Consider the following 24,931-nt stretch of genomic DNA (forward strand, 5'->3'; position numbering starts at 1 on the left):
TTCCTGAGGGACGCACGGGAGACACGGGCAGCTAGCGCCGGTATCCGCACCCGCGGCCGAGGTGCAGAAGGGACTCTTATTTCGACTTGCCGTTGTTCCGGATGAACATACCGAGCGCGATGCCCGCGATAAGCGCAACCATCGCGATGACGATGACGGTCAGCGACATAGTGTTCCCCTCCTCTCGACGATTCGACGATAAGGGCGAGAATACTAGTTTTTAGAAACAAACGCCGTAGCGAGCGGGACCGCCACCGCTCGGCGGGTGGCGCTAGACGCGCTCGAGGATCATATCGAGGGTGTCGTTCACCGCCTGAATGGACGCCTCGTCGGCGGTGCTGACACCGATGGTGACGATGACGCCGTTCTTCTCTGCGACCGTGGTGTAGACCTGCAGGGGCGCCCCGTCGCCGGACTCCGTGGTCTGGACCATCGCGTAGCCGTCGGAGGCGTCGGCCTCGAACGGGCGCTGCTCGGTAGTGACGTTTTGGGTAATGCCCGCGACCTCCACCGTCATGGCGCTGCATTGCTCCAATTGCGCCGTCGCGTTGGCCAGAGGGGCCTCCGAAATACTCTTGTCGTAGGCGATGACGTTCATGTCGTCGACAAGCGCGGTGCCGATGGTGAGCGTGTCGGGCGAGATCTTTGTCGTGTCGAAGGAGCCCTGCCCCTGCTGGGCGGCCTCGGCGCACTCGGGGGATCGACGACGATCCCGAGGTTCTCGGCCTCGGCGGCCCCGGCCTCCGTGATCTGCTTGAACACCTCGACGTCCTCGGCTGTATCCTGGTTGACCTGCTGGTCCTTATAGGTCACGCCAGCCAGTAGGGTGGCGAAGTCGTGGTCAAAGGGGGTTTCAGAGGCGGGGCTCTCCGCACCCCCGTCCTGTGCGGTGCTCTCCGCGGTGTCGGTGGTTCCCGTGCTCTCCCCGGCTGTGTCCGGCGCGGGGCTCGCCTGCTCCTCCTCAGAGCTGCAGCCGGCCACGGCCAGCAGCCCTGCCGTCGCGGCGCTTGCTCCCAGGGCCTTGAGTGTGCGGGTCATAGGTGTACCTATTCCTTTCCATCGAGGTCTCCGGTCATCTTCTGCGGTTCACGTCTGGCGGGACGACCCTCCACGCGTGATAACGCCCAAGCATAGGCACCTAAAGCAGACGCGACGAGCAGGTTTAAGCCCCCCCAGCCCGCTCGGGTTCCCCCGTGACGGCGAAAAGCCCGCGCCGGCAGCATCACTGATGCCGCCGGCGCGGGCTGCGACTGCCCAAAGTCGCTGCGGGCTCCTTACTCGCTGTGGTCGTAAAAGCCCTTGCCGTTCTCCTCGCCGTAGCGCTCCTTGTCCAAATAGTCTTCCTTGAGAGCCTTAACAAAGCGCTTCTGCCAGTCGGGGGCGTCGCCCTTTTCGATCTCGTTGGACTCGATGGCGTAGAGCGTACGCAGGCCGATCATGTCCATCGCCTCGAAGGGGCCCTTCACCATGCCGCTGGAAACCTTCCAGTCCGTGTCGATGTCCTCAATCTTGGCGTAGCCGTCGATCCACAGCTCCTCAGCTGCACGCAGCCATGGAAGCAGCAGCGAGTTGAGGATGTAGCCGCCCTTTTCCTTCTCCAGCACCGCCGGGATCATGCCGATTTCCTTGGCAAACTCCGTCAGCGTGTCCACCAAACCGTCCTTTGTGCCCTTGTGGGGCATAATTTCCGCGATGTTGCGCACCCAGATGTTGTTAGCAAAGTGGATGTGCAGGAAATCCTCCTCGCGGCCGGTGGACGGCGCGATGTCGGAGGGCAGCATGGTCGAGGAGTTGGAGGTGAGGATCGCGCTGTCCTTGGCGGCCTTGCCTGCCTTGGACCACACGTCGTCCTTAATGTCCGCATTCTCCGGCACGGCCTCGATGATGAGGTCGGCGTCGCGCACGGCCTCCTCTAGGTCCGAGGTCTGCGACAGGCGCTCGCGGGCCTCGGCGACGCCGTCCTTCGTGGCGTCCTCGACGTCGTTGACGTAACGGTCCTCGAAGGAGTCGAAGCGCTTCTTCGCGGCCTCCACGGCGTCGTCGTCGATGTCCCAGGAAATAACGTTGAAGCCCTTGTAGGCGATCTGGAACGCAATCTGGGCGCCGAGGACGCCGGCGCCCAGAACGGTCACATTCTTGATGTCAGTCATGAATCAATCTCCTTATATCGTGTCATCTGTGGTGACGTGCCCCACGGTACGCCCGTTTTGGTGATCCTTCAACGATGTGACGAGAACCCCAGCGCAGACTGCCCGCCGGGCGCGCCCGCCTGCATCCGGTACACGCCGCTTATGGCGCCCTGCCACCACACTCCGCCGGGCGTGAATGTGCCGACCATTTGCAGCGTGTCGGTCAGCGGCGTGTGGCCTATGCGGTTGCGGGAGGTGATGGCGCCCGTGGAGGCGTCGATAGTAATAGCGTCGAAGGCGAGACCGGTGAGTCCGAACATCGGGGGCCGCTCGACGGTGTAGATCGTGTTGTTCGCGGTGGACAGGCGCGGCACCGCGGCGGACGCGATGGGCTGCGACCACGAGCGGGAGCACGCGCCGTCGGCGACTTCGAACCTTTCCATGCCCCCGCTGAACGCCGCCGCGCGCGGGCTGGACGGCCCGGCGCCCTCGGGGACCGCTGGGTAGGGGTAGCCGTAGGTGCTGGCCACGATGACGGAGGTGCCCACCCCGATCGCGGAATTCTCCGTCCCGCTGCGCCCGGGGGAAAATAGCGGCGCGGAGCACACCAGCGCGCCGTCGGCGGCCGAGTAGACGAGCAGGTTCGTCTGGGCGTCGGCGTTATCGGTGATGGTCACGTACTCCCCGCCGGTGGGGCCGAAGAAGGTAGGGGTTGCCCCCGTGCCCCAGCTCAGCTGCCCCGGTTTGCGGGCGCTGCCCCGGTCGTAGGCCTGGCGCCACTCCACGCCGCCGCTCGCCGTCAGCACGTAGAGGGCGTGGGAGGTGGCCACCGCGACCCGCTCGCCGTGGGCCGAGATGGAGTTGTCAATGCGCTCGGGGCCGGTCGCGGCGGGATCGCCCAGCACGAACTGCCGCAGCGCTGGGGCGTCGTTGTTGGTTTCCCCCGCCGCGAGCACGCCGACGCGCCCGTGCGCGGTGGCTAGCCAGATGTTGCCGGCGCTGTCGGGCACGAGCCCGACCACGGAGTCCCCCGGCGCGATGAGGCTGGAGACGTTGACGCGCTCGTCGATAGCGATGGACGGCGCGCCGTCGCGGGTCCGCTTGGCTAGCTTGACCAGCTCGTTGTTGCCGGTGACGAGGACGAGGCGGTCGCGCTCGTCGAGGTAGGCGTAGACGCCGCCAAGCAGGGACCCCTTCGGGATGTCCAGGCTCGCCAGCGCGCGCCCCGTCGCCGGGTCGAGCAGCAGGGCGACGGGCGCGCGGCCGATCATCGTTGTGCACAGCGCCCACACGGCCCCGCTGGAGTCGGCGAGGATCGTCGGGCAGGCGGCGAAGGTGACGCTAAAGTCCGTGCGCAGCGGGCCGGGCGCGGGCCCGGCGAAGTGGGTGGTGTCGGAGGATTCGACGTCGCCATGCATCGTCGACACCTGTCCTTGTTCAGCTGCTAGCTCAGCCCCCTGCTCAGCGCGAGCCTCGGTGGCGTCGGCAACACAGGTCCCGGCCAGTGCGCAGGCCGTCAGCAGGGCCGAAAGTACGCGGGTAATCACCCGTTCAGCGTAGAAGCCGCGGGCCCAGCCGTCTACCATATTCATTCGCGTGAATAGAACCGATTGGAGCACCATGACCGGCCTGCCGCTCATGGCGGCGTTCGCCGTCGCCATCGCCGTTTTGATCCTCATGATCTCGGCCCTGAAGGTCCACCCCTTCCTGTCGCTTCTCGCGGTCTCGCTGGCGTTCGGCCTCGTCGGCGGCGTGCCGCTGCTCGACGCCGTGGGACCCGACGGTGAGGTCGAGACGCCGGGCATCGCCACCCTCATCGGCGAAGGCTTCGCCGAGACCTTCGCGTCGTTCGGCCTCGTCATCATTTTCGGCACGCTCATCGGCCTCCTCCTCGAGAAGACGGGGGCAGCCTTTCAGCTTGCCGACGCCCTCGTGCGCGTCATCGGCACCCGCCACCCCGTCCTGGCCATCCAACTGATGGGGTGGGTCGTCTCCATCCCGGTCTTTAGCGATTCCGGCTACGTCATCCTCAACCCGGTGCGCCGGGCGCTGGCGCAGCGTACCGGCGCCTCCCCCGTCGCCATGGCGATCGCCCTCTCGGCCGGCCTGTTCACCTCCCACGTGTTCATCCCGCCGACGCCGGGCCCGATCGCCGCGGCCGCCAACCTCGGCCTGGAGGACAGCCTGCTCCTCATCATCGGGCTGGGCACCCTCGTGTCCGCGCCGGTGCTCGCGGTGGCCTACGCCTACGCGGTCTACATCGGCGGGAAGATCACCACCGCCGAAAGCGAGGCTGTGCCCGGCGCGGATGTCGAGGCGGCGTACGAGGAGCTGCGCACCTCCTACGAGCGTCTTCCCTCGACGGCACTGTCAATCGCCCCCATCCTCGCCCCGATCGCGCTCATGGCCGCGGGCTCGATTGCCACCGCTGTGGGCTACGAGGACGGGGCCGGTGAGTTCGTGGTGTTTGTGGGGACCCCGACGATCTCGCTGGCGATCGGCGTCGCGCTGGCCTTCGGGCTGCTCGTGCAGACCCGCATGGCGGGCCGCTTCTACGGCTTCACCGAGGAGGGCCTGCGCATTGTCGGCCCCATCCTCCTCATCACCGCGGCCGGCGGCGTGCTCGGCCGGGTGATCGCGGCGACCGACGTCGTCGATTTCATCGCCGACAACGCCACGCAGTTGTCCCACCTGGGCCTGTTCTTCCCGTTCCTGGTCACCGCGATGTTCAAGACGGCGCAGGGCTCGACCACGGTGGCCATGGCGACCACCTCCAGCATCGTCGCCCCGCTGCTGCCTGTGCTCGGGCTGGAGACACCCGTGCAGGTGGGGCTCGCCGTCATGTCCATCGCGGCGGGCTCCCTCGTCGTCTCCCACGCCAACGACAGCCATTTCTGGGTGGTGGCCAACCTGTCGCGGCTCAGCGCGCAGCAGTCCTACCGCTCACAGACAGTCGTCACCGCGCTCATGGGCGCCACGGCCATGCTGACGATCTGGGTTCTCGGGCTCATCCTTGTGTAAGCCCGTGCGCCCGCCCTCCTAGACTGTCCCCCATGACCAGCTACCTCACCCCGACCACACAAGTGCGGGTGTCCGACCTGAAGGCAAAGAAACGCACCGACGGCACGGGCGAGAAGTGGGCCATGCTCACCGCCTACGACTACTCCACGGCGCGCGTGCTCTCCGAGGCCGGCATCGAGTGCCTGCTCGTCGGAGATTCCGCCGCCAACGTCGTCTTCGGCTACGACACCACCAACCAGGTCTCCCTCGACGAGATGGCCTACCTCGCCGCGGCGGTCGTGCGCGGGGCGGGCAACGCGCTCGTGGTCGTGGACCTGCCCTTCGGCACCTACGAGGCCAGCGACGCCCAATGCGTCACAAGCGCCACAGAGATCGTGCGGCGCAGCGGCGCGCACATGGTCAAGATCGAGGGCGGGGCCCGCATGGCCAGCCGCATCCGCGCGCTGAAGGACGCCGGGCTGGCGGTGTGCGCCCACGTGGGCTTCACCCCGCAGTCGGTGGACAGCCTCGGCGGCTTCAAGGTGCAGCGAGACAGAGATGCGGTGGAGGAGGACACGGACGCCGTCGTCGCCGCGGGCGCGGACATGGTCGTCTTCGAGATGGTCCCGGCCGCGCTCGCCGCCGAGATCACCCAGCGTTGCCCCATCCCCACCATCGGCATCGGGGCCGGCCCCGACACGGACGCGCAGGTTCTCGTGTGGCACGACATGGCGGACTTTCCGGCGGGAGCGCGTCGGCCGCGCTTCGTGCGCCAGTTCGGCGCCGTGGGCGAGGAGCTCGCGCAGGCCGCGGCGGCCTACAAGCAGGCCGTGGCCGAGGGCGCCTTTCCCTCCGCCGAGCACACGTTTTAAAGCGCCACGTTGTCGATCAGCCGCGTCGTGCCCACCCGCGCGGCGACAAGCATGCGCGCCGGCCCCTCGTAGCCCTCGGGCACGGCCTCGAGCTCCGGGGTGGTCAACGCGAGGTAGTCGAGGGTGAGGCCGGGGGTGGCGTCGAGAAGCGAGCGTGCCCGCACGGGGTCCTTCGTGGCCAACGCCCGCGACAGCACCCGCGCAACCTCGGCGTCCTCCGGCGACAGGTAGCGGTTGCGTGAGGACATGGCTAGGCCCGACTCCTCGCGCACGATGGGGCAGCCGTGGATGGTGACCGGCAGGTTGAGGTCGGCGACCATCTGCCGGATGAGCACGAGCTGCTGGTAGTCCTTCTCCCCGAAGAAGGCATCGCTCGCGCGCGTGAGCGAAAAAAGCTTAGCGACGACAGTCAGCACCCCGGAAAAGTGCGTCGGGCGCGACGCCCCCTCGAGGATCGTCCCGGCGGGCCCGGGATGGATGGTGGTGCGCGGCCCGTACGGGTACATCGTGGCCACGCTCGGGGCGAAGACCGCGTCGACGCCCTCCCCCTCGAGCAGCGTGACGTCCTCGTCGAGGGTGCGCGGGTAGGCATCCAAGTCCTCACCGGCGGCGAACTGCAGCGGGTTGACAAAGATGCTCACCACCACCGGCGCGCCGAGTTGCGTGGCCTGCCTCACGAGCGACAGGTGCCCCTCGTGGAGCGCCCCCATGGTGGGCACGAGGCTGATGGAGGGCGCTGCGCCGAGGGCGCTGCGCAGCTCGGAGGGCGTGTGGGTCAGTGCAGTCATGCCGGATAGGCTACCCCGCGCCGCCCGGCCAACGGTGATAAGTTACGCGTGTGACATCGCACTACTTGTGGGACCACTAGGAGGACCCCATGCCCCACCGCCGCCTCTCCCGCCGGACGTTCCTCGCCCTCGCGGGTACCTCGGTAGCCGCAAGCGTCCTCGCGCCGCGCGCTGCCGCGCAACCCCGCGCGCTCGGCACCGTACTCGACTACTCCGCGGGCGTGCCGTCAGGCCGCTCCGTCCGCGCCGCCGGCCACCTCGGCGCCGTGCGCTACGTCTCGCACCCGCGCCCGGGCGCCGACTGGATGCGCGGCAAACCACTTCGGCCCGCCGAAGCGGCAGACTTCAGGGCCAACGGGCTCGCCACCGCCTCCGTCTACCAGTTTGGCAAGGGCGCCACCGCCGACTGGCTCGCGGGCGCGGCGGGCGCCGCGACCCACGCCCCGCAGGCCATCGCGCTCCACCGCGCCGCCGGCGGCCCCACGGGCCGCCCGATCTACGTGGCCATCGACGACAACCCCAGCCGCGCACAGTACGACGCCCAGATCCGCCCCTACCTGCGCGCCTTCTCCGCTACGCTGGCCGCCGCCGGCTACCAGACCGGCGTCTACGGCAACTACAACGTCATCCACTGGTGCGTCGAGGACGGCATCGGCACCTACTTCTGGATGCACGACTGGGGCTCCGGCGGCCGCATCCACCCGCGCGCCCACCTGCACCAGCCCTCGGGGCAGACCACCGTCATCGACGGCGTGGAGTGTGACGTCAACACCGTCTTCGCGGCGGACTGGGGGCAATGGGCACCGTCCCCGACACTGTCACCGTCACCCGCCCCCGCGCCCGCCGCTCCCCTGCAGCAGGCGGTGCAGACCTCCAGCCAGCTGTCCTCGCAGCTGCCCGTCGAGCAGATGCTGCGCGCCGCGCTGGGACGGTAGCCCGTCCACGGGGCGAGAACCAGGCACGAAAAAAGGGGACCTCGCGGTCCCCTTTTTTGTGCAGGCTGCCCCCGGCCGTTAGTGGTCGACCGGCTTTTCGACGCCCACGCCCGTCAGGGAGCGGACCTCCATCTCCGCCTGGAGGTGGTCGAGGTTGTCGGGCTTGCCCACGAAGGTACCGATGATGCCGGCGAGGAAGGCCAGCGGGATCGAGACGATACCCGGGCTGGTGAGCGGGAAGACGGCCCAGTCAGCGTTGGGGAACATCGCCGTCGCCGAGCCGGAGACGGCGGGCGACAGAATGATCAGCAGCAGCGCCGAGACGAGGCCGGTGTAGATCGAGGCGACAGCGCCCGCGGTGTTGAAGCGCTTCCAGTACAGCGAGTACAGGATGGTCGGCAGGTTCGCCGAGGCGGCGATAGCGAAGGCCAGCGACACCAGGAAGGCGACGTTCTGCTGCATCGCGAGGATGCCGAGCACGATGGCGACGATGCCGATGACAACCACGGTGATGCGGGAGACGCGGACCTGCTCCGCCTCGGAGGCTTGGCCGTCGCGAAGCACGGCGTCGTAGACGTCGTGGGCGATGGACGCGGAGGCCGTGATGGCCAAGCCGGCGACGACCGCGAGCACGGTGGCGAAAGCCACCGCCGAGATGAGCGCCATGAAGATCGACCCGCCCAGCTCGAAGGCGAGAAGCGGCGCTGCCGCGTTTGCACCACCCGGCGCGTTCAGGATGCGGTCCGGCCCCACGAGGGCGGCGGCGCCGTAGCCGAGCACCAGGGTGAGCAGGTAGAAGGAGCCGATAAGGACGATTGCCCAGGTCACGGACTTGCGGGCCTCGGTCGCGGTGGGCACCGTGTAGAAGCGCATGAGCACGTGCGGCAGGCCAGCCGTACCCAGCACCAGGGACAGGCCGAGCGAGATGAAGTCAATCTGCGAGGTCAGGGTCGCGCCGTAGCGCAGGCCCGGGGCGAGGATGTCGGCGGCCTCGTAGCCCTTCTCCTGGATGTTCTGCGAACTCGCGTGCATGTCGACGGCGTCGGTAAACAGCGTGTTAAAGCCGCCCCTGACGGCGACGAACACGAGGACGGTCATGATGGCCACGCCGCCGATGAGCAGGACCGCCTTGATCATCTGCACGTAGGTGGTGCCCTTCATGCCGCCGATGAGGACGTAGGCGATCATCACGATACCGACGACGAACACGCACGCGGCCTGGGCGCCGAAGGAGTGCAGGTTAAGCAGCACGGACACGAGCGAACCCGCGCCTGCCATCTGCGCGATCAGGTAGAACAGCGAGACAAAGAGGGTGCCAAAGGCGGCCGCGACACGCACCGGCTTCTGGCGCAAGCGGAACGACAGCACGTCCGCCATGGTGAAGCGGCCGACGTTACGCAGCGGCTCGGCCACGAGGAGCAGGGCCACGAGCCACGCCACGAAGAAGCCGATGGAGTACAGGAACCCGTCGTATCCCGTCAGCGCGATCGAGCCGACGATGCCGAGGAAGGACGCCGCAGAGAGGTAATCGCCGGCGATGGCGAGGCCGTTCTGAGTGCCGGAGAAGGACGCGCCGCCGGTGTAAAAGTCGGAGGATTCCTTCGTGGTCTTGCCCGCGCGGGTGACAATGAACAGGGTGACGGCAATGAAGGCGGCGAAGATCGCGATGTTGAGGATCGGGTTGCCCACTCCCTCCGGCTCCGCTGCCTCTTGGGCCAGGTACAGGGTGTTCATCTTTTCTAGCCCTCCATCTCTTCACGGATGCGCGCCGCGCGCGGCTCAATGTTCTTGTTGGCGTACACCACGTACGCCCACGTGATAATGAACGTGGTCACGAACTGGAGGATGCCCAGCCACATGCCCACGTTGAGGCCCAAGAAGGGCTGTGCCATTGCGTCGGAGTAGAAGGTCGCCACAAGGACGTAGAAGATGTACCAGACGAAAAACGCCACTGAGACTGGGAAGGTGAACCCGCGGTACGCCTTGCGCAGCCCTTGAAACTCTGCGCTCTTCTGCATCGCCTCGAACTCGTTCGGCGACGGTTCGCGGCGGGTGGGGACTCGCGTCGATCCTTGGGACACGGCCTCATCCTTTCTGTGCTGTGCCAGCAGTGTCGCTGGGATGTCGTCGCAGCGCAGGCATGCGGCGGCATGTCGCACGCGACCGGACACGAAAAATGTAACCCAATACACAGCCACACAAGAGAGGTTTTGCCACACTACATGTCAGGCGCGCTCCCCGATACCCCCGAGATCCCCCCTCACCTGCTTAAATGAAAGGTATTATGTGTACCCCCGCGGTCCTAACGCCCCTCCTCCGGGAAGGTGCGGGGATCGCCCGACATGCGCCCGCCCTGCACAGCGTCCAGCGTGGCGACGTCCTCGTTATCGAGCCGGAGGTCCACCGCCGCGAGGTTCTCCACAAGCCGCTGCGGGTTCGCGGTCTTGGGAATCACGGAGCACCCCAGCCCCATGAGGTAGGCCAACGCAACCTGCGCCGGGGTCGCCCCATGCTTGTCCGCGACGGCAACGATCTCGGGGGCGTCGAAATTCGCGCCCCGCGCGAGCGGCGCCCACGCCTCGGTGAGGATGCCCTTTTCGCGGTGGTACGCGCGCAACTCCGGCTGCGTGAAGCCCACGTGGAGCTCCACCTGGTTGAGCGCCGGGACGACGCCGGTGGCGTCGATGATCTCGTCGAGGACCTCGGGGTAGAAGTTAGCCACGCCGACCGACTGCAGCTGCCCCAGCCCCTGCAGCCTGGCCAGTTGTTCGAACGCCTCGATGTAGAGGCCGCGCTGCGGCCACGGCCAGTGCACAAGGTAGAGGTCTATGAAGTCCAAGCCCAGGCGCTTCAGGGACTCCTGGTACGCCTCACCCGCTCGGTGCTGGTCGTCGTTCCACAGCTTCGTGGTCACGAACAGCTCCTCGCGGGTGACGTCCCCCGCGGCGATCGCATCGCGGATGGCCTTTCCTACCTCGACTTCGTTGCCGTACAGGGAGGCCGTATCAATGTGCCGGTAGCCGAGTTCGATGGCGGTGCGCACGATCGTGCCCACATCCTCCCCCACGAGCTTGTACGTTCCAGCTCCGATGAGGGGCAGGTCGTGGCCGTCGTTCAGCGTGGTAACAGGAATACGCATGACCCCCATTGTGCCACTAGACAAGGCCGCGGATCCGCGGCCTTGATCACCCTAGTTCGCGTCGAGCAGATCGATCACGAAAACGAGGGTGCGCCCGGACAGCGGGTGCCCGCCGCCTGCCGGGCCGTAGGCCTTCTCCGGCGGGATGGTCAGCTCACGGCGGCCGCCGACCTTCATGCCGGGAATGCCTTCCTGCCAGCCTTCGATCAGGCCCGCGAGAGGGAACTCCGCGGCCTCGCCGCGGTCCCAGGAGGAGTCGAACTCCTCGCCGGTCTCGTAGTCGACGCCGAGGTAGTGCACCTTGACAAAGCCGCCGGCGACGGCCTCGGCGCCCTCGCCGACCGACAGGTCCTCGATAACGAGCTCTACGGGGGCCGGTTCCTGCGGAACCTCGATGCTGGGCTTTTCCATAATGATTACTCCTTAATAAACGAAAAACCGCCGAGAATGTTCTCCCAAGTATAAGGGAAACGTCACTCTCGGCGGAACGCGCACGCGCTCGCTGGCTAGCTAGCGCTGATCACGCGGCACGAAGGAGCGCTGCGTCGCACCGGTGTAGATCTGGCGCGGGCGGTTAATCTTGGTGTTCATTTCCAGCTGCTCGCGGTAGTGGGCGATCCAACCGGGCAGGCGGCCGATGGCGAACAGGACGGTGAAGAAGTCCGTCGGGAAGCCCATGGCGCGGTAGATCAGGCCGGTGTAGAAGTCCACGTTGGGGTAGAGCTTGCGGGAGATGAAGTAGTCGTCCTTGAGGGCGATCTCTTCGAGCGACAGAGCCAGGTCGAGCAGCTCGTCGCCGCCGAGGTGCTCGAGCACCTCGTGGGCGGTCTCCTTGACGATGGCCGCGCGGGGGTCGTAGTTCTTGTACACGCGGTGGCCGAAGCCCATGAGGCGCACGCCCTTTTCCTTGTTCTTCACGCGGTTCATGAAGTCGGTGGCGTCGCCGTCGTGGTTGTTCTTGATGTCCTCGAGCATCTCCAGGACCGCCTGGTTGGCGCCGCCGTGCAGCGGGCCGGCCAGGGCGTTAATGCCGCCGGCGATGGAGACGAACATGTTGGCCTGCGCGGACGCGATCATGCGCACCGTGGAGGTGGAGCAGTTCTGCTCGTGGTCGGCGTGCAGGATGAGCAGCTTGTCCAGCGCCTTGACCAGGACCGGGTCGATCTCGTAGGGCTCGGTCGGGTACCCGAACATCATGCGCAGGAAGTTCTCGCGCGCGTTCAGGGAGTTGTCCGGGTACATGTAGGGCTTGCCCTGGGACGCGCGGTAGGCGTACGCGGCGAGCATGGGCACCTTCGCCATGAGGCGGACGGTGGCCTTGTCCAGCTGCGCCTCGTCCAGCGGGTCAAGCTGGTCCTGGTAGTACGCGGAGAGGATGTTTACCGACGACGCCAGGACGGCCATCGGGTGCGCGTTGCGCGGGAAAACGTTGAACGCGGCCTTGAAGTCCTCATCCAGCAGCGTGTGGTGGCGGATCTCCTGGTTGAAGGACTCGAGCTGCTCGCTCGTCGGCAGCTCACCGCGGATGAGCAAGTACGAGACCTCGTTGAAGGTGGCGTTGTTGGCCAGGTCCGCGATGTCGTAGCCGCGGTAGCGCAGGATGCCCTCGTCGCCGTCGATGTAGGTGATCTTGGACTCGGTGGAGCCGGTGGAGACGTAGCCCGGGTCGAAGGTCACCAGGCCGGTCTCGCCAAGAAGCTTGCCCAGCACGAAACCGTCGTTGCCCTCGGTCGCGCGCATGATGTCCATCTCGTACTCGCCACCGGGGTAGTGAAGTACGGCCTTGTCAGTGTTCTCGGAAGCCACTTTTTACCTTTCCACGAAAATAGGGGCACTCCCCTCATACCGTCACGCAAGGATTTCCTGGCGCGTCCTACTGAGGGGAGGATCTTTCTATGAGCCGATCCTAGCAAAGTTTGTGATACGCACGACAACAATCAGGCTTTTCAACCCCGACCACAGTTCACCCCGGTCAACGGGGGTAAGGCATACTGATGTGCAAACTTCGCAACTGCTAACGGAAGGGCCGCCATGAGCTCATACCCCACCCTCCCCGCCGACCTCATCCCCACCGACGGCCGCTTCGGGTGCGGCCCCTCCGCCATCCGCCCAGCGCAGATCGACGCCGTCGTCGCCGGCGCCACCTCGATCCTGGGCACCTCCCACCGGCAATCGGGGGTGAAAAACGTGGTGGGCGCCATCCGCGAAGGCCTCGCGGAGCTGTTCAGCCTGCCGGAGGGTTACGAGGTCGTCCTCTCCCTCGGCGGGGCGACCGCCTTCTGGGACGCCGCCACCTTCGGGCTCATCGAGCGCGCCTCCGCGCACCTGAGCTTCGGCGAGTTCTCCTCCAAGTTCGCGGCGGCCTCCTCGAAGGCCCCGTGGCTCGCCGAGCCTGAGGTGGTCCCGGCCGAGCCCGGCTCTGCCCCCTCCCCCGCCGCGCTCGCCGACACCGGCGCGGATGTGGTCGCGTGGGCGCACAACGAGACGTCGACAGGCGTGATGGTGCCCGTCACCAGGCCGAACGATTCTTCGCTCGTGCTTATCGACGCCACCTCGGGCGCCGGGGGCCTCCCCGTCGACGCGGCGGAGGCGGACGTCTACTACTTCTCCCCCCAGAAGTGCTTCGCCGCCGACGGCGGGCTGTGGCTGGCGCTGATGAGCCCCGCGGCGATCGAGCGGGTGCATGCGATCGCAGCGTCGGGCCGCTTCATCCCGGCCTTTGTGGACCTGAAAACGGCCGTGGACAATTCGCGCAAGAACCAGACGTACAACACCCCGGCTGTGGCGACGCTTCTCATGCTCGCCAACCAGGTGGAATGGATGAACAGCAACGGCGGGCTCGAAGGGATGGTGGCGCGCACGGGGGCGTCGTCACGCGTGCTCTACTCGTGGGCCGACGCCCACGATCTGGCCACTCCCTTCGTCGCGGAGCCGGAGTCGCGTTCCTTGGTGGTAGGAACCATCGACTTCGACGCATCCGTCGACGCCGCCGAGCTGGCCGCGGCGCTGCGCCACAACGGCATCGTGGACACGGAGCCCTACCGCAAGCTGGGGCGCAACCAGCTGCGCATCGGGATGTTCCCCGCTGTGGCGACGCAGGACGTGGAGAAGCTGACGGGGGCGATCGACTTTCTCCTCGACTGCGGCGTCGGACGCGCCCATTAGCACTGGCTTGTGGGTTAAGCTGGGCACATTGCCCATGCCCTCACGCAGTTGAAGGAGTTTGAATGCGCGAGCTTTACCTCATCGAGGAGGAATCGACGGAGACGTTTTACGTCCTCCGCGACGCTGAGGGGGTCCGCTACCAGCTCGCGCGCGCGGCGTTGACGGCTGAGCCCGCCGACGACACCCCCACCTTCACCGAGGTCGCGGAGGAGCGTAGCCTGCCCGAGCCGGACCCTCGCTTTTCGACGCCCCTGTCGATGCGCCCCAACGAGATTCAGTCGCGCATCCGCGGCGGCGCCACCGCCGAGGAGCTCGCGGACGAGATGGGGGTCGCCGCCAGCCGCCTCGAGGTTTACGCGCACCCCGTCCTGCTCGAGCGCGCCCAGGTCGCCGAGGCCGCGAAGCAGTCGCACCCCCTGCGCGACGACGGCCCGGCCAAGCTGACGCTCTTTGAGATCCTCGCCACCGCCTTCGCCGCCCGCGGCCACTCGATTTCCACCGCCACGTGGGATGCGACCCGCGAGGCCGGCGACGACTGGGTCGTCCACCTGCGCTGGAAGGCGGGCCTGTCAGACAACGAGGCACTGTGGTCGTTCAAGCGCGCGATGAGCTCCGCCCCGACGACCGAGGCGCGCAACGCCGTGGCCGCCGACCTGACCGACCCGGACTTCGCGCCCCCCGTGCGCTCGCTGACCGCGGTGGGCGACTCTGTCGCGGAGCACCCGGATTCAGAATCGGGCCCCGACGCGGCGACCGCGGCGGAGAGCGCGGACGCGGACGAGTCCGCCGACGCCGTCGCGGAAGGCGATTTCCTGCAGCACCCCGAGGCTGACGCCCGGCCGCAGAAGCGCTCCCGGCGCGCCGTCACCCCGCACTGGGAGGACGTCCTGCTCGGAGTGCGCACCACCACGAAGCGACCGCGTAAATAGCACGAGGCACAGAGCACGAGGGGGACCCTATGCATTACCCAGCCGTTGTTACCGTCTGGTTCGTCAACGCCGCCGACCCGGCCGCCGTCCTCGACGGCGAGCCCCGGGCCGATCGCGGTTTCGGCCGTAAGCTGCTGGCCCAGCTCAACCCGGCCTGGCCCATCACCCCGATCGGCGAGTTCCCTCTCAACCGCTCGTCCACCCCGGGCCCGGCGGAGTTCTATATTGCGGGTTTCCCCGGCGTGGCGGTCGTGCGCACCTTCGTCGAGGACGTCTCCGTCCTCTCCGACGCGATGCCTCAGCTACGCGCCAGCCTTCCCTCCTCGGACACCTACATTTTCGCCGAGGGAACCGACAGCGACTTCGCCGGCTTCGCCCATTTCACCGGCCCGAGCGTGCGCCGCGCCTTCGCCGCCACCCGGACGGCCGTCCTCGAGGACGTGGGGCTGCCCGACCCCTTCGAACAGCCGTTTTGGGCCGGGGAGGAAGCCGAGCAAGTCGGCGGGATCTCGCTGCCCTTCGACCCCGCCGACCTCACCCGCGTGGCCCAGGAGAACTGGATCGGCGTACCGGTCTCCCCGTCCGGCCCGGACATCCACGTCGTGGGCTACGCCGTCGACGGGCGCCCCGAGCCGAAGATCACCTCCCCCGCTCCCGCGACAGCGTCGGTCACGGACGTGGCCGCCCGCTTTGCCGAGCGCGACAAGGACTACGACGACTACGAGCGTGCTGCGCCCTCCGACGCGGAGGGCGGCGGGGACGAGTTCGCCCGGCTCGCCGACGCCACCGTCGCCGCCGCCCGCCGCGTCGGCCGCAGCCTGGCCCGCCAGGCGCGCGGGGTCAAGGACCTCGTCGTCGAGCGCATCCGACACTCCGACCGCTAGAGCCCGCGCGCCCTTTCGTAGAAGGCGATAGCCGCCGAGGTGGCCACGTTGAGCGAGTCCGTCCCCTCGGCCATGGGGATCTTCGCTCGCACGTCGGTCGCGCGCATCGCGTGCTCGGTGAGTCCGGGGCCCTCGCCCCCGACGAGGAGGGCCACTTTCTGCTCCTCCCGCCCCGCCAGCGCCTCCTTGATGTGCACGGCGCCGTCGTCCGGCGTCAGCGACACGAGCCACCAACCGGCGTCGCGCAGCTGCTCCAGCGAACGCTGCCACGTCGTGCCCGTGCCGTCGAGGTGGGCGAAGGGCGTGCGCAGGACGTGGCCCATGGAGACGCGGACGCTGCGCCGGTAGAGCGGGTCGGCGGTGCCGGCGCCGAAGAGGACGCCATCGACGCTCATGCCGGCGGCGTTGCGGAAGATGGAGCCGATGTTTTCGTGGTCCCCCACCCCCTCCAGCACGACGACGGTACGCGCCCCGTCGATGACGTCTGCGACGCTCAGCGGCTCGGGGCGCTCCCCCACCGCGAGCAGGCCACGGTGCATGTCGTAGCCGGCGACCTCGCCGAGGAGCTCGCGGGTGACCTCGTAGACGGGCACGCCCTCCGGCAGGCGCTCGCCGAAGTCGGCGAGGAAGGTGTCGAGCCGACCTCCGAAACCGATGACGCTGCGGACCGGGAAGCGGGATTCGACGAGACGGCCGCACACGAGCGGGCCTTCGGCAAAGACGAGGTCCTTCTTGGCGTCGGAATGCTTCAGGTCGCGGATGTCGTCGAGGCGGGGATCCAGCGGGTTCGTGATGGTTATGCGGTGCGTCATGCCGGGTTACCCCAGAGCGTCCATGATCGGGCCGTGAGCGAAGAAGACGACGAAGAGCGCGGAAATGAGCCACATGATCCAGTGGACGTCTTTGCGTTTGCCCGCGAACAGCGCCATGAGGGTAAAGGAGATGAAGCCCACCCCGATGCCGTCGGCGATGGAGTAGGTAAACGGCATTGTGGCGATGGTGAGGAAGGCCGGAAGGGCGATGTAAAACTTCGACCAATCGATGGTGCCCACCTGCATCATCATGAGCGCTCCCACGATAACGAGGACGGGCGCGGCGGCCTCGATGGGCACGATGGCGTACAGAGGGGTGAAGAACATGGCCAGCAGGAAGAGCACGCCAGTCACCACGTTGGCCAGGCCCGTGCGCGCGCCGTCGGCGATGCCCGCGGAGGAATCCACGAAGACGGTGTTCGAGGAGGAGGACGCCGCGCCGCCGAGCACCGCGCCGAAGCCTTCGACTACGAGGGCGCGCTTGAGGTTGGGCAGCTCGCCGTTGTCGTCGGTCAGCTGAGCCTGGCGGCCGAGCGCGGTCATGGTGCCCATCGCGTCGAAGAAGTTCGCCAGGATCAGGGTAAACACGAGCAGCGAGGCCGCGACGACGCCGGCGTGGACGAAGGCGCCGAACAGGTCGACGTTGCCCACGATGGACAGGTCGGGCACCCCGCCGAGCGAATCGGGCAGCGAGGGCACGGCCAGCGCCCAGCCGTCCGGCGACTCGGAGGAGGGGCCGGCGCCGACGATCGCCTCGACGATCAGGGCGATGATCGTCGTGGCCACAATGCCGAGGAACAGCCCGCCGGGGATGTTGCGGATGACGGCAAAGCCGCAGATGACCAGGCCGACGACGAAGACGAAGGTGGGCCAGGAGGCAATCGAGCCGTCGATGCCGAGCTGGACGGGGACTGTGGTCATCGCGGCGTCGGGGACGCGGCGAACAAATCCGGCGTCGACAAGCCCGATGAGCGCAATGAACATGCCGATGCCGACGGACATCGCCGCCTTCATGGAGTCCGGGATCGCGCGGAAGACCGCGGTGCGGAAGCCTGTGACGGCGAGGATGCAGATGACGATGCCGTCGATGACTACTAGGCCCATCGCCTCGGGCCAGGTCAGGCCCTGCTGGCCGACGAGGGTGACCGCCACGAGCGTGTTCAGGCCGAGGCCCGTCGCGATGCCGAAGGGGTACTTCGCCACTACACCGAACAGGATGGACATCACGCCGGCCGCGAGCGCGGTCGCCGCCGCGACCTGGGGGATGCCGAGGACCACGCCGTCGCGGTCAGCGCTTGTGCCGATGATCAGCGGGTTCAGCAAAATGATGTAGGCCATGGCGAAAAAGGTGACCACTCCGCCGCGCACCTCGGTGCCCACCGTAGAGCCGCGCTCCGAGATGTGAAAAAATCGGTCGAGCCCTCCGCCGGAGCGGCGCCGAGATGTGGATTCGCTGGTACTCACGCCATGTTTCCCTTCGTTACGCGTGTGAGCGCGGTGCAGATCTTCTGAAGTGTGTGGGCGGCGTTTCGGCCGCGGCCTGTCACCGCTAAGACTGTCACCGCTTCGGCGAAATGAGAAATTGAGGAGTTGTGTCGTGCAGGTTTTCACCTTCGTCGTCTCGGAGGGCGCCGTCGTCGATGCACCCGCCTACGCGCGGGCGCTGCGGGCCCTCGGCGTGAGCGCCTCCGAGCTGAACCGCCTGCGCGTGCGACTCTCCCTCGTCTCCGGCACGCGCCGGGCGATCATCGAGGTCAGCGGCGGCTACGCCTCGCTCTCCCTGCGCCCGCTGAGCCCCTCGCCCGAAGAGATCACCGTCACCTCCTCTCCCCTGCGTGACGAACGCGAGCACCCGGAGCTGTTCGGCCCCGACTGCGGGTGGCAGCGCTTCGCCCTCGCCTCGCTGCCCACGCACGAGGGTGTGCTTGTCGACGCCTCCTCCCGCGTCCCCCAAGCCATCGCCGCGCCCCTGCTGACCATCGCGACCGACGGCACCGCGCGCGTCACGGTCTCCGGACACCCGAGAACGACGCCCTCGATCGCCATGGACGGGGTGCTCGATATCCTCGCCTGGCGCGGCGCGACGATCACCACCGCACCGGAGGGCTTCCGGGTCGCCGAGCTCACGGAGTCCGAGACCTGGGTGGTCGACTCGCTCTACGGCGCGCGCCTCGTCGCCAGCTGGCGCGAGTACGGCACCGTGCGCGGCGGGCGCACGGCGGTGCAGCGCGGGGACCTGCCGACGCACCGGGAGGTCAACGAACTGCGCGGCGCCCGGGCGTCGTCTTTCTAGGTGCGCGCACGCGTCCTAGAACAGCGGCTTTTCGTCGTCGTACGGCGCGGCCGACGTGACGTCGGCGGTATCGAGCTCGGTGTCCGAGTGCGCCCCGCAGCCGTAGCTCGCGGCCACGACGCGCCCGTCGGCCGAGTATTCGTTGGTGCACACCCCGAAGTTGTCGCCGACGGGTTCTCCCATGGGCACCCAGAACGCGCAGCTGCGACAGTAGAGCGTCGCTTGCTCGGCGAACTCGCTGGTGGGGCCGAACTCGCCCGTTCGCCAGCGTGTTTTCGCCTCCTCGAGCCCGGCCTGGGTGAGGTAGTGCTTGGTGTCACGGCCTGCGAAGGTGACGGCGTCGCGGGAGAAGGAGTCGTCTGTCAGGCGTTCGTCGTCCGGCGCCGGCGCCATGAGGTCGCCCGGCCCGAGGTCGCCGGGGCGCAGACGCTCGGAGTAGGGAACCCAATCGGGCGCCTCGAGCGCGTCGCCGCTCGGCGACGGCACGAGCGCAACTTCGTTCACGGTGACCCAGGACGAGCCAGTGGCGCATGCGACGACGGCGTTCCACTCCCACCCCGGGTAACCGGGTTCGTCGGCCGCGAAGCGGTGGGTGGCCACGTTGGCGCTCACCCCGGCCACCCCGATGTGCTCGCCGACCTCGCCCCCGGCGATCTCGTCGAGGGCCTCCCTCGCGGTGGCGACGGCCCGACCCCCAAGCAGGGGACGGCGTGGGCGGGAGGAACGTGAAGATCTGGTGGAAGCAGACACTCACCCATTATGCGTGAGCTGATGCATGATGGTGGGTATGGGTCTTCGTCTTCGCATCACCAGCGCCCTCGTCGCCCTGCCCGTCGTCCTGCCGAGCGCAGCGTGCTCGTCCGAGACTGCGGAAACGGACGCGGCTGCGGAGCCGGAGCAGCTCACCGCGGTGGTCCAGGACCGTTACGACTTCGACCCCGGCAGCTTCACCCAGGGCCTCGAGGTCGCCGACGACGGGACGCTCTACGTCGGCACCGGCCAGGAGGGCGAGTCCCGGGTCTACCGGCGCACCCTCGGCGGAGAGGAGCTGGTCAGCCGCGACCTCGACCCGCAGTACTTCGGCGAGGGGATCACCCGCGCGGGGGACCACCTGTGGCAGCTGACCTGGCGCGACGGGGTCGCCATCCAGCGCGACGCGCACTCTTTGGAGGAAACGGCACGCGTCCCCGTCTACGGCGAGGGCTGGGGCCTGTGCGCCCGCCAGGGCGAACTGATCTACTCGGACGGCACCAGCTACCTGCGCCGGATGGACCCCGCGACGATGCAGGAGCGCGAGCGCTTCGAAGTCACTCGGCAGGGCACCCCCGTCACGGGGCTCAACGAGCTCGAGTGCGTGGGCGACGACGTCTACGCCAACGTCTTCCTCACCACGGACATCCTGCGCATCGACGCCGAGACGGGCGAGGTTACCGCCGTCATCGACGCCTCCGGGCTGGACAACAACGCCGCGCCCGACCCGAACAACGTCCTCAACGGCATCGCGTACATTCCGGGCACCGACGAGTTCTATCTTTCCGGCAAGCGCTGGCCGGACCTGTACAAAGTCACCTTCGAGCCCGCGGGATAGACTCACCGCCATGAGCTCAACGAAGAAGGTGCCCGCCTGGGTGCAACTGCTCGTCATCGCCGTGGGCGTCGCCGTCCTCGTCGGCGGTTTTGCTCTCTTCCTCGAGTGGCAACGCACCCGGCCCGTCACCCCGCCGGGGGAGCTGCGGGTGGAGGTTTCCAACGGCGGTTCGACGCTCTTGGTGGAGCCGTACACCGTCTGCGGCCTCGACGAGCAGTGCGACGGCGGCGAGCCGCCCACGTTCGAGCTGAACGAATCGAGCCCGGTCACCTTCAGCCTGCCCGACGACATCGCCTCCTCGAGCTGGGCGCTGCTGTCCATCTACGACGACCCCACAGCGAACGAGGAGCAGCTCTTCCAGTCCGGCGAGGCCGACACCGCCACGACGAAGGCGGTCAAGGACGGCGCGCGCCTCGTCGTCGCCGAGGTGTCCTTCCTCAGCGTGGACACCACCGCGGACGGGGAGGAACGCCCCGTCGTCGCCACCTGGTCCGTTGCCTTCGAATAGGAGCCGGGCCTAGGCGTCGAGCTCCTTCGCCACGGCGCGCAGGATCTCCGCCACCTGGCGGGCCTCCTTGCGCTCGGGGTAGCGCCCGGCGGTCAAGGCCGGCTGGACCTGAGTTTCGATGAGCGTCATGACGTCGGCAAGCATGCTGCCCAGCTCTTCGGGCTTGCGACGGTGGACGGGGCGGCGCTTCGGAGTCTCAAGCACCGCGACGCGCAACGCCTGGGGGCCTTTGCGCCCAGCTGCGAAGTCGAACTCGATGCGCTGGCCGGCGACAAGTTCGTCGACCCCGTCCGGCAGCACGGACTTGCTGATAAAGACGTCCTCGTCGCCCGGATTGGATGCAAAGCCGAAGCCCTTCTCAGCGTCGAACCATTTCACCTTTCCGATGGGCATGTGCGTCCCTCTTTCCTTACGATAAGTGCTGTAAATTCCGCCTATCATACCCGCGGCCGCGCCGGCAGCGCAGGGCCGACCACGGATGCATGTGACATAGTTCACATTTTGCGCTTCCGGGCGCGCGAGCTGCGCAAACGCCGACCCGCGCGGCCCACCGATGGCCATTCCGTGTTGGTTACGTGACTCAATCGTTACAAAGCGATAGAGTGACGGCCATGCCCACACCGGGCGACACGCTTTCCGGGGCGCACGCCGAATCCCGCCCAGCCCCGCGGAGGCGGATAAACCAGACGTTATTTTACCAGGGCGGGAGCGGGGAACCCACCGCGCTTTCGCGCACGGGGTGAAGCCGCGCACCGCGCGGCCTGGCACCTCCGCCAGAACCCGACAGCTAACTTCGCAGGCGAGAACAAGAGAGGACACGAATTCATGGGACGCCACAGCAAGCAGACCGCAACCTTCGCCGCCAAGGCGCTCGCCGGCACCGCCGCCGCAGCAGCCCTGACTGGTCTCGTCGCCCCCCAGGCCTCCGCCGCCCCCGACTCCGATTGGGACCGCCTCGCGCAGTGCGAGTCCGGCGGCAACTGGGCCATTAACACCGGCAACGGCTACCACGGTGGCCTGCAGTTCTCCGCCTCCACCTGGGCCGCGTACGGCGGCACGGAGTTCGCCCCGACCGCCAACCTGGCCACCCGCGAGCAGCAGATCGCCGTCGCCGAGCGTACCCTCGCCGGCCAGGGCTGGGGCGCATGGCCCGCCTGCTCCCGCAAGCTCGGCCTGAACTCCGCCCCGACCCCGCGCACCGTTTCCGCTGCCTCGGCTCCTGCCCCGGCCCCTGCCCCTGCCCCCGCGCCGGCCCCGAAGCAGCCGGTTGAGACCGAGGTCGACGCCCTGTACAAGCAGATCGTGTCCACGCTTGCTACGTACAACATCCACGTCCCGAACGCTGTGCACGACGCGTACAAGGCCAACCGCGACGACTACAACGCGTTCTACAACGCCAACAAGCCGCTCATCGAGGCCGCTCTCGCCGGCGACGCCGCGGGCGCGCTCGCAGCGCTGCGCTAAAAACCGCGTACTGGACAAACAGCAACCGCCGCCCCAGGAAAGCACGTCCGGGGCGGCGGTTGCTGTGTTCGGTGGGCGCGCTTAGCGGTTGATGCGCGTGGTGGGGTGCACGTACCCGGTTTCCTCGTAGGGGCGCGGAAGAATCAGATCGTCGCCGAAGGGGCTGGACGCGCCGGCGAGGGTGGAAGTGATTTCGGTAACAGGGTGGCCTGTCGGGGTGTACTCGGGCCAGGCCGGGTTCTTGCGGCCGATCTTCTCAACGTCTTTAGCCATAGGCAATATTGTCTCACGTCCGCTGCGAAAACGCACGTACACTCACCCCCATCATGGACACTCTCATCTCCTCCCTTGCCGCGCTGTCGGACCATGAGCTGCGTACCCTCATCCGCGCCCGGCCCGACGCTACGTTTCCCACCCCGCCCTCGCTGGCAGCGTTGGCGTCGCGTCTCGCCCTTCCCGCGTCGCTGGCTCGCGCGATACGCACGCTCAACGCGGCGGATATCGCGGTGTTGGAGACGCTCGCCGACCTCGGCGCCGAGCTCGAGCCGGTGGACCCGGCTGCGCTCGCCGGGCAGGCCGAGAAGGGCGTGGACGTGGACGCAAGCGTCGCGAAGCTTCGCACGCGGGCCCTCGTCTACGGCTCCGAGGGCCTACGGGTCGCCCCGGGCGCCCTCGCCGGCCTGCCCGCCGGGTGGCGCATCCTCGACCGGGCGCCCGCGGACCTGCAGGAAAAAGTGGAGGCCCTCGACCCAGACTCGCGCGACGTGCTGGACAGGCTGGCGCACGCGGGCGGGATTGGCATGATGCGCTCGCTGAACCCGACCGTGCAGGCCCTCATCGACGCAGGTCTGCTCGCCCAGCAGGGCCCCACCACCGTGCGCCTTCCCCGCCCGGTGCGCGAGGCGCTGCGCGGCGAGCGGCCGCGCGAGTACCCGCTTACCCCGCCGCCCGCCGACCCCGTCGACCAGGAAGCGGTCGACCGCGAGGCGACCGCCCAAGGCCTCGACGCAGTGCGCGAGATGCGCCAACTCGTGACGCTGCTGCTCGCCGACCCTCTGCCGCTGAACAAGGACTCCACCGTCGGCGTGCGCGCCCTCGCCACAGCCACCGCGCAGCTCGGTTTCGACCCCGCGCTCGCCGTGACCATCGGTGAGGCGGCCGGCATCATCGGCCGCGGCGACGTCGACGAGCGCCCCGCCCTCGCCGCGACGAGGGAGGGGCTCGCCTGGCTAGAGGCGCCGCTCGCGCAGCAGTGGGCGATCGTCCTCGCCGGGTGGGTCGCCTCCCCCTGGCGCATCGACCTCGATTTTCGGCTTTTCGACGCCCCCACGCGCAGCCATTCCCTCGCCGCCGCCCGGGAGACCATCCTCGAGGGCCCGCCCTCGCTGCTCTTCCGCGCCCCCGTCGCGGCGGCCGGCATGTCGGAAACGCTCATCGACTCGATTCTGCGCGAAGCGCACCACGTCGGCGCGGTGGCAGAAAATCACGCCTCCACCCCCATGCGCGCGCTCCTGACCGGCGGCGACGTCGTCGAGGCGACGCGTGCCCTCGTCCCCGCGGAGGTCACCGAGGTCATCGCCCAGGCCGACATGACGCTGCTCATCCCGGGCCCTCCCACCCCGGAGACGGCGCGCGCCGTCGAGGCCTTCGCCGACCTCGAGTCCCCCGGCCTGGCCAGCGTCTACCGCGTGTCCGAGGCCTCGCTGCGCCGCGCTCTGAGCGCCGGGTGGGGCGCCCGCGAGCTACACGAGTGGCTCACCGCGCACTGCATCGGGCAGGTCCCCCAGGCCTTAAGCTTCCTCATCGACGACGTCGCCCGCACCCACGGGGCGCTGCGCGCCGGGCAGGCGCTGAGCTACGTCCGCAGCGAGGACCCCGCCCTGCTGGCGAGGGCGGCGGGCACAGCGGCGTCGCTGCGCATGCTCGCCCCGACCGTGGCGGTGTCGGCCCTCTCCCTCACCGCACTGCTCTCCGAGCTGCGCGCGGCCGGGCTGCACCCCAGCGCCGAGGACGCATCGGGGGCGGTACTGAACATGCCGCCAGAGCCGGAGCTCGTGCGCGCCACCCCCTCGCGCCTGCCGCGGGTTCCCGCCCCGCGCGATACCGAGGAGGTGCTGCGCGCACTGCGGGCCGGCGGCGACGCCGGGGATGCACCCACCACCAGCACCGCCGACGCCATCGACGTCATCCGCGCGGCGGCACGGGCGCGGCGGCGCATCTCCTTGCGCTTCGTGGACAGCGCCGGCACCGCGAGGTCGCTCACGGTCGTGCCGCTGCGCGTTGCTGCGGGCCAGGTCGACGCGCAGGACGTCGCCAAGCGGCGTATCGTGCGCGTTCCCCTCTCCCGGGTGACGGCGGCGGAAGCGCTGTAAACAGCGCGTCCCTCACATATTTGTTAGCCTTTCCTTCGTCACTGATTCCCACA

At 68.3% G+C, this 24,931-nt stretch carries 26 protein-coding genes and 1 riboswitch; of the genes, 11 read left to right on the top strand and 15 right to left on the bottom strand.

Annotated elements, in window-relative coordinates:
- Positions 1 to 271: 271 nt before the first annotated feature.
- The 4 genes from BLT81_RS07075 to BLT81_RS07090 all read right to left on the bottom strand — a co-directional run bounded on the left by BLT81_RS07075 (position 272) and on the right by BLT81_RS07090 (position 3,721).
- Positions 272 to 598: a hypothetical protein gene (locus BLT81_RS07075; RefSeq protein ID WP_083337255.1), complete on the bottom strand. Its 327-nt coding sequence runs from the start codon at positions 596 to 598 to the stop codon at positions 272 to 274.
- On the bottom strand, positions 595 to 1,038 hold the full coding sequence (locus tag BLT81_RS07080) for a hypothetical protein (protein ID WP_083337256.1): 444 nt from the start codon (positions 1,036 to 1,038) through the stop codon (positions 595 to 597). Before BLT81_RS07080 ends, BLT81_RS07075 begins: the two co-directional genes overlap by 4 nt.
- A gap of 236 nt (positions 1,039 to 1,274) precedes the next feature.
- Complete coding sequence (locus tag BLT81_RS07085) at positions 1,275 to 2,150, bottom strand: 3-hydroxyacyl-CoA dehydrogenase (RefSeq protein WP_019194263.1); 876 nt, start codon at positions 2,148 to 2,150, stop codon at positions 1,275 to 1,277.
- A 68-nt stretch (positions 2,151 to 2,218) separates the two neighbouring features.
- A complete protein-coding gene (locus BLT81_RS07090) occupies positions 2,219 to 3,721 on the bottom strand; it encodes a hypothetical protein (protein ID WP_231286608.1) in 1,503 nt (500 codons plus the stop codon).
- Between the two features lie 4 nt (positions 3,722 to 3,725).
- Here BLT81_RS07090 and BLT81_RS07095 point away from each other — a divergent pair, with 4 nt between their 5' ends.
- Positions 3,726 to 5,150: a GntP family permease gene (locus tag BLT81_RS07095; protein WP_231286609.1), complete on the top strand. Its 1,425-nt coding sequence runs from the start codon at positions 3,726 to 3,728 to the stop codon at positions 5,148 to 5,150.
- A 32-nt stretch (positions 5,151 to 5,182) separates the two neighbouring features.
- Positions 5,183 to 6,001: a 3-methyl-2-oxobutanoate hydroxymethyltransferase gene (gene panB / locus BLT81_RS07100; RefSeq protein ID WP_019194266.1), complete on the top strand. Its 819-nt coding sequence runs from the start codon at positions 5,183 to 5,185 to the stop codon at positions 5,999 to 6,001.
- On the opposite strand, the gene panC is transcribed toward panB, so the two are convergent.
- Positions 5,998 to 6,789, bottom strand: a complete 792-nt coding sequence (gene panC, locus BLT81_RS07105) for a pantoate--beta-alanine ligase (protein WP_019194267.1) — start codon at positions 6,787 to 6,789, stop codon at positions 5,998 to 6,000. The two genes, panB and panC, sit on opposite strands and share 4 nt — an antisense overlap.
- Before the next feature lie 89 nt (positions 6,790 to 6,878).
- Between panC and BLT81_RS07110 the strand changes: the two genes are divergently transcribed.
- The gene (locus tag BLT81_RS07110; protein ID WP_019194268.1) at positions 6,879 to 7,724 is read left to right on the top strand and encodes a DUF1906 domain-containing protein; all 846 of its coding nucleotides are present in this window, start codon (positions 6,879 to 6,881) and stop codon (positions 7,722 to 7,724) included.
- A 78-nt stretch (positions 7,725 to 7,802) separates the two neighbouring features.
- Here the strand turns inward: BLT81_RS07110 and BLT81_RS07115 are convergent, their stop codons facing one another.
- From BLT81_RS07115 to BLT81_RS07135, 5 genes are all read right to left on the bottom strand, one after another.
- A complete protein-coding gene (locus BLT81_RS07115) occupies positions 7,803 to 9,458 on the bottom strand; it encodes a solute symporter family protein (RefSeq protein ID WP_019194269.1) in 1,656 nt (551 codons plus the stop codon).
- A 5-nt stretch (positions 9,459 to 9,463) separates the two neighbouring features.
- Positions 9,464 to 9,742 carry a DUF485 domain-containing protein gene (locus BLT81_RS07120; RefSeq protein WP_051011486.1) on the bottom strand — a complete coding sequence of 93 codons (279 nt, stop codon included), beginning with the start codon at positions 9,740 to 9,742 and terminating at the stop codon, positions 9,464 to 9,466.
- Positions 9,743 to 10,026: 284 nt separating this feature from the next.
- Complete coding sequence (locus BLT81_RS07125) at positions 10,027 to 10,863, bottom strand: aldo/keto reductase (RefSeq protein WP_081582925.1); 837 nt, start codon at positions 10,861 to 10,863, stop codon at positions 10,027 to 10,029.
- A 51-nt stretch (positions 10,864 to 10,914) separates the two neighbouring features.
- Positions 10,915 to 11,274 (bottom strand): FKBP-type peptidyl-prolyl cis-trans isomerase, encoded by a 360-nt coding sequence (locus tag BLT81_RS07130; RefSeq protein WP_019194272.1) that lies wholly within the window; start codon positions 11,272 to 11,274, stop codon positions 10,915 to 10,917.
- Positions 11,275 to 11,373: 99 nt separating this feature from the next.
- Positions 11,374 to 12,669, bottom strand: a complete 1,296-nt coding sequence (locus BLT81_RS07135; protein ID WP_019194273.1) for a citrate synthase — start codon at positions 12,667 to 12,669, stop codon at positions 11,374 to 11,376.
- A 225-nt stretch (positions 12,670 to 12,894) separates the two neighbouring features.
- On the opposite strand from BLT81_RS07135, the gene serC reads away from it, so the two are divergent.
- The 3 genes from serC to BLT81_RS07150 all read left to right on the top strand — a co-directional run bounded on the left by serC (position 12,895) and on the right by BLT81_RS07150 (position 15,841).
- A complete protein-coding gene (gene serC / locus BLT81_RS07140; protein ID WP_019194274.1) occupies positions 12,895 to 14,028 on the top strand; it encodes a phosphoserine transaminase in 1,134 nt (377 codons plus the stop codon).
- A gap of 62 nt (positions 14,029 to 14,090) precedes the next feature.
- Positions 14,091 to 14,957, top strand: a complete 867-nt coding sequence (gene sepH, locus BLT81_RS07145) for a septation protein SepH (RefSeq protein ID WP_019194275.1) — start codon at positions 14,091 to 14,093, stop codon at positions 14,955 to 14,957.
- Positions 14,958 to 14,986: 29 nt separating this feature from the next.
- Complete coding sequence (locus BLT81_RS07150) at positions 14,987 to 15,841, top strand: DUF6928 family protein (protein ID WP_019194276.1); 855 nt, start codon at positions 14,987 to 14,989, stop codon at positions 15,839 to 15,841.
- Here BLT81_RS07150 and BLT81_RS07155 read toward each other — a convergent pair.
- Both BLT81_RS07155 and BLT81_RS07160 read right to left on the bottom strand, forming a co-directional pair.
- Positions 15,838 to 16,653, bottom strand: coding sequence for a TrmH family RNA methyltransferase (locus BLT81_RS07155; protein ID WP_019194277.1), 816 nt, complete (start codon positions 16,651 to 16,653; stop codon positions 15,838 to 15,840). The two genes, BLT81_RS07150 and BLT81_RS07155, sit on opposite strands and share 4 nt — an antisense overlap.
- Before the next feature lie 6 nt (positions 16,654 to 16,659).
- Complete coding sequence (locus tag BLT81_RS07160; protein ID WP_040421309.1) at positions 16,660 to 18,117, bottom strand: NCS2 family permease; 1,458 nt, start codon at positions 18,115 to 18,117, stop codon at positions 16,660 to 16,662.
- A 133-nt stretch (positions 18,118 to 18,250) separates the two neighbouring features.
- Between BLT81_RS07160 and BLT81_RS07165 the strand changes: the two genes are divergently transcribed.
- Entirely contained in the window at positions 18,251 to 18,946 is a 696-nt protein-coding gene (locus tag BLT81_RS07165) for a hypothetical protein (protein ID WP_019194279.1), read from the top strand.
- A 15-nt stretch (positions 18,947 to 18,961) separates the two neighbouring features.
- On the opposite strand, the gene BLT81_RS07170 is transcribed toward BLT81_RS07165, so the two are convergent.
- The gene (locus tag BLT81_RS07170) at positions 18,962 to 19,696 is read right to left on the bottom strand and encodes a DUF3027 domain-containing protein (RefSeq protein WP_040421311.1); all 735 of its coding nucleotides are present in this window, start codon (positions 19,694 to 19,696) and stop codon (positions 18,962 to 18,964) included.
- 37 nt (positions 19,697 to 19,733) lie between these two features.
- On the opposite strand from BLT81_RS07170, the gene BLT81_RS07175 reads away from it, so the two are divergent.
- Together BLT81_RS07175 and BLT81_RS07180 are read left to right on the top strand one after the other, a co-directional pair.
- Positions 19,734 to 20,534, top strand: a complete 801-nt coding sequence (locus tag BLT81_RS07175) for a glutaminyl-peptide cyclotransferase (protein ID WP_019194281.1) — start codon at positions 19,734 to 19,736, stop codon at positions 20,532 to 20,534.
- A 10-nt stretch (positions 20,535 to 20,544) separates the two neighbouring features.
- On the top strand, positions 20,545 to 21,042 hold the full coding sequence (locus BLT81_RS07180; RefSeq protein WP_040421313.1) for a DUF2771 family protein: 498 nt from the start codon (positions 20,545 to 20,547) through the stop codon (positions 21,040 to 21,042).
- 9 nt (positions 21,043 to 21,051) lie between these two features.
- On the opposite strand, the gene BLT81_RS07185 is transcribed toward BLT81_RS07180, so the two are convergent.
- Entirely contained in the window at positions 21,052 to 21,435 is a 384-nt protein-coding gene (locus BLT81_RS07185) for a cold-shock protein (RefSeq protein ID WP_019194283.1), read from the bottom strand.
- A gap of 284 nt (positions 21,436 to 21,719) precedes the next feature.
- A riboswitch (cyclic di-AMP (ydaO/yuaA leader) is annotated at positions 21,720 to 21,859 on the top strand.
- A gap of 8 nt (positions 21,860 to 21,867) precedes the next feature.
- Here BLT81_RS07185 and BLT81_RS07190 point away from each other — a divergent pair.
- Positions 21,868 to 22,506: a resuscitation-promoting factor Rpf1 domain-containing protein gene (locus tag BLT81_RS07190; protein WP_019194284.1), complete on the top strand. Its 639-nt coding sequence runs from the start codon at positions 21,868 to 21,870 to the stop codon at positions 22,504 to 22,506.
- 81 nt (positions 22,507 to 22,587) lie between these two features.
- Here the strand turns inward: BLT81_RS07190 and BLT81_RS07195 are convergent, their stop codons facing one another.
- On the bottom strand, positions 22,588 to 22,779 hold the full coding sequence (locus BLT81_RS07195) for a hypothetical protein (RefSeq protein ID WP_019194285.1): 192 nt from the start codon (positions 22,777 to 22,779) through the stop codon (positions 22,588 to 22,590).
- A 53-nt stretch (positions 22,780 to 22,832) separates the two neighbouring features.
- Here BLT81_RS07195 and BLT81_RS07200 point away from each other — a divergent pair, with 53 nt between their 5' ends.
- The gene (locus BLT81_RS07200; protein ID WP_019194286.1) at positions 22,833 to 24,878 is read left to right on the top strand and encodes a helicase-associated domain-containing protein; all 2,046 of its coding nucleotides are present in this window, start codon (positions 22,833 to 22,835) and stop codon (positions 24,876 to 24,878) included.
- The last annotated feature ends 53 nt before the right edge of the window (positions 24,879 to 24,931 follow it).

The organism is Corynebacterium timonense, assembly GCF_900105305.1.
Lineage (GTDB): Bacteria > Actinomycetota > Actinomycetes > Mycobacteriales > Mycobacteriaceae > Corynebacterium > Corynebacterium timonense.

What these genes read in the sequence shown, in the direction of transcription:
- BLT81_RS07075 (WP_083337255.1), bottom strand. Translation starts at nt 598, where the DNA reads ATGAACGTCATCGCCTACGACAAGAGTATTTCGGAGGCCCCTCTGGCC.
- BLT81_RS07080 (WP_083337256.1), bottom strand. Translation starts at nt 1,038, where the DNA reads ATGACCCGCACACTCAAGGCCCTGGGAGCAAGCGCCGCGACGGCAGGG.
- BLT81_RS07085 (WP_019194263.1), bottom strand. Translation starts at nt 2,150, where the DNA reads ATGACTGACATCAAGAATGTGACCGTTCTGGGCGCCGGCGTCCTCGGC.
- BLT81_RS07090 (WP_231286608.1), bottom strand. Translation starts at nt 3,721, where the DNA reads ATGAATATGGTAGACGGCTGGGCCCGCGGCTTCTACGCTGAACGGGTG.
- panB (WP_019194266.1), top strand. Translation starts at nt 5,183, where the DNA reads ATGACCAGCTACCTCACCCCGACCACACAAGTGCGGGTGTCCGACCTG.
- panC (WP_019194267.1), bottom strand. Translation starts at nt 6,789, where the DNA reads ATGACTGCACTGACCCACACGCCCTCCGAGCTGCGCAGCGCCCTCGGC.
- BLT81_RS07110 (WP_019194268.1), top strand. Translation starts at nt 6,879, where the DNA reads ATGCCCCACCGCCGCCTCTCCCGCCGGACGTTCCTCGCCCTCGCGGGT.
- BLT81_RS07115 (WP_019194269.1), bottom strand. Translation starts at nt 9,458, where the DNA reads ATGAACACCCTGTACCTGGCCCAAGAGGCAGCGGAGCCGGAGGGAGTG.
- BLT81_RS07120 (WP_051011486.1), bottom strand. Translation starts at nt 9,742, where the DNA reads ATGCAGAAGAGCGCAGAGTTTCAAGGGCTGCGCAAGGCGTACCGCGGG.
- BLT81_RS07125 (WP_081582925.1), bottom strand. Translation starts at nt 10,863, where the DNA reads ATGCGTATTCCTGTTACCACGCTGAACGACGGCCACGACCTGCCCCTC.
- BLT81_RS07130 (WP_019194272.1), bottom strand. Translation starts at nt 11,274, where the DNA reads ATGGAAAAGCCCAGCATCGAGGTTCCGCAGGAACCGGCCCCCGTAGAG.
- serC (WP_019194274.1), top strand. Translation starts at nt 12,895, where the DNA reads ATGAGCTCATACCCCACCCTCCCCGCCGACCTCATCCCCACCGACGGC.
- sepH (WP_019194275.1), top strand. Translation starts at nt 14,091, where the DNA reads ATGCGCGAGCTTTACCTCATCGAGGAGGAATCGACGGAGACGTTTTAC.
- BLT81_RS07150 (WP_019194276.1), top strand. Translation starts at nt 14,987, where the DNA reads ATGCATTACCCAGCCGTTGTTACCGTCTGGTTCGTCAACGCCGCCGAC.
- BLT81_RS07155 (WP_019194277.1), bottom strand. Translation starts at nt 16,653, where the DNA reads ATGACGCACCGCATAACCATCACGAACCCGCTGGATCCCCGCCTCGAC.
- BLT81_RS07175 (WP_019194281.1), top strand. Translation starts at nt 19,734, where the DNA reads ATGGGTCTTCGTCTTCGCATCACCAGCGCCCTCGTCGCCCTGCCCGTC.
- BLT81_RS07180 (WP_040421313.1), top strand. Translation starts at nt 20,545, where the DNA reads ATGAGCTCAACGAAGAAGGTGCCCGCCTGGGTGCAACTGCTCGTCATC.
- BLT81_RS07185 (WP_019194283.1), bottom strand. Translation starts at nt 21,435, where the DNA reads ATGCCCATCGGAAAGGTGAAATGGTTCGACGCTGAGAAGGGCTTCGGC.
- BLT81_RS07190 (WP_019194284.1), top strand. Translation starts at nt 21,868, where the DNA reads ATGGGACGCCACAGCAAGCAGACCGCAACCTTCGCCGCCAAGGCGCTC.
- BLT81_RS07195 (WP_019194285.1), bottom strand. Translation starts at nt 22,779, where the DNA reads ATGGCTAAAGACGTTGAGAAGATCGGCCGCAAGAACCCGGCCTGGCCC.
- BLT81_RS07200 (WP_019194286.1), top strand. Translation starts at nt 22,833, where the DNA reads ATGGACACTCTCATCTCCTCCCTTGCCGCGCTGTCGGACCATGAGCTG.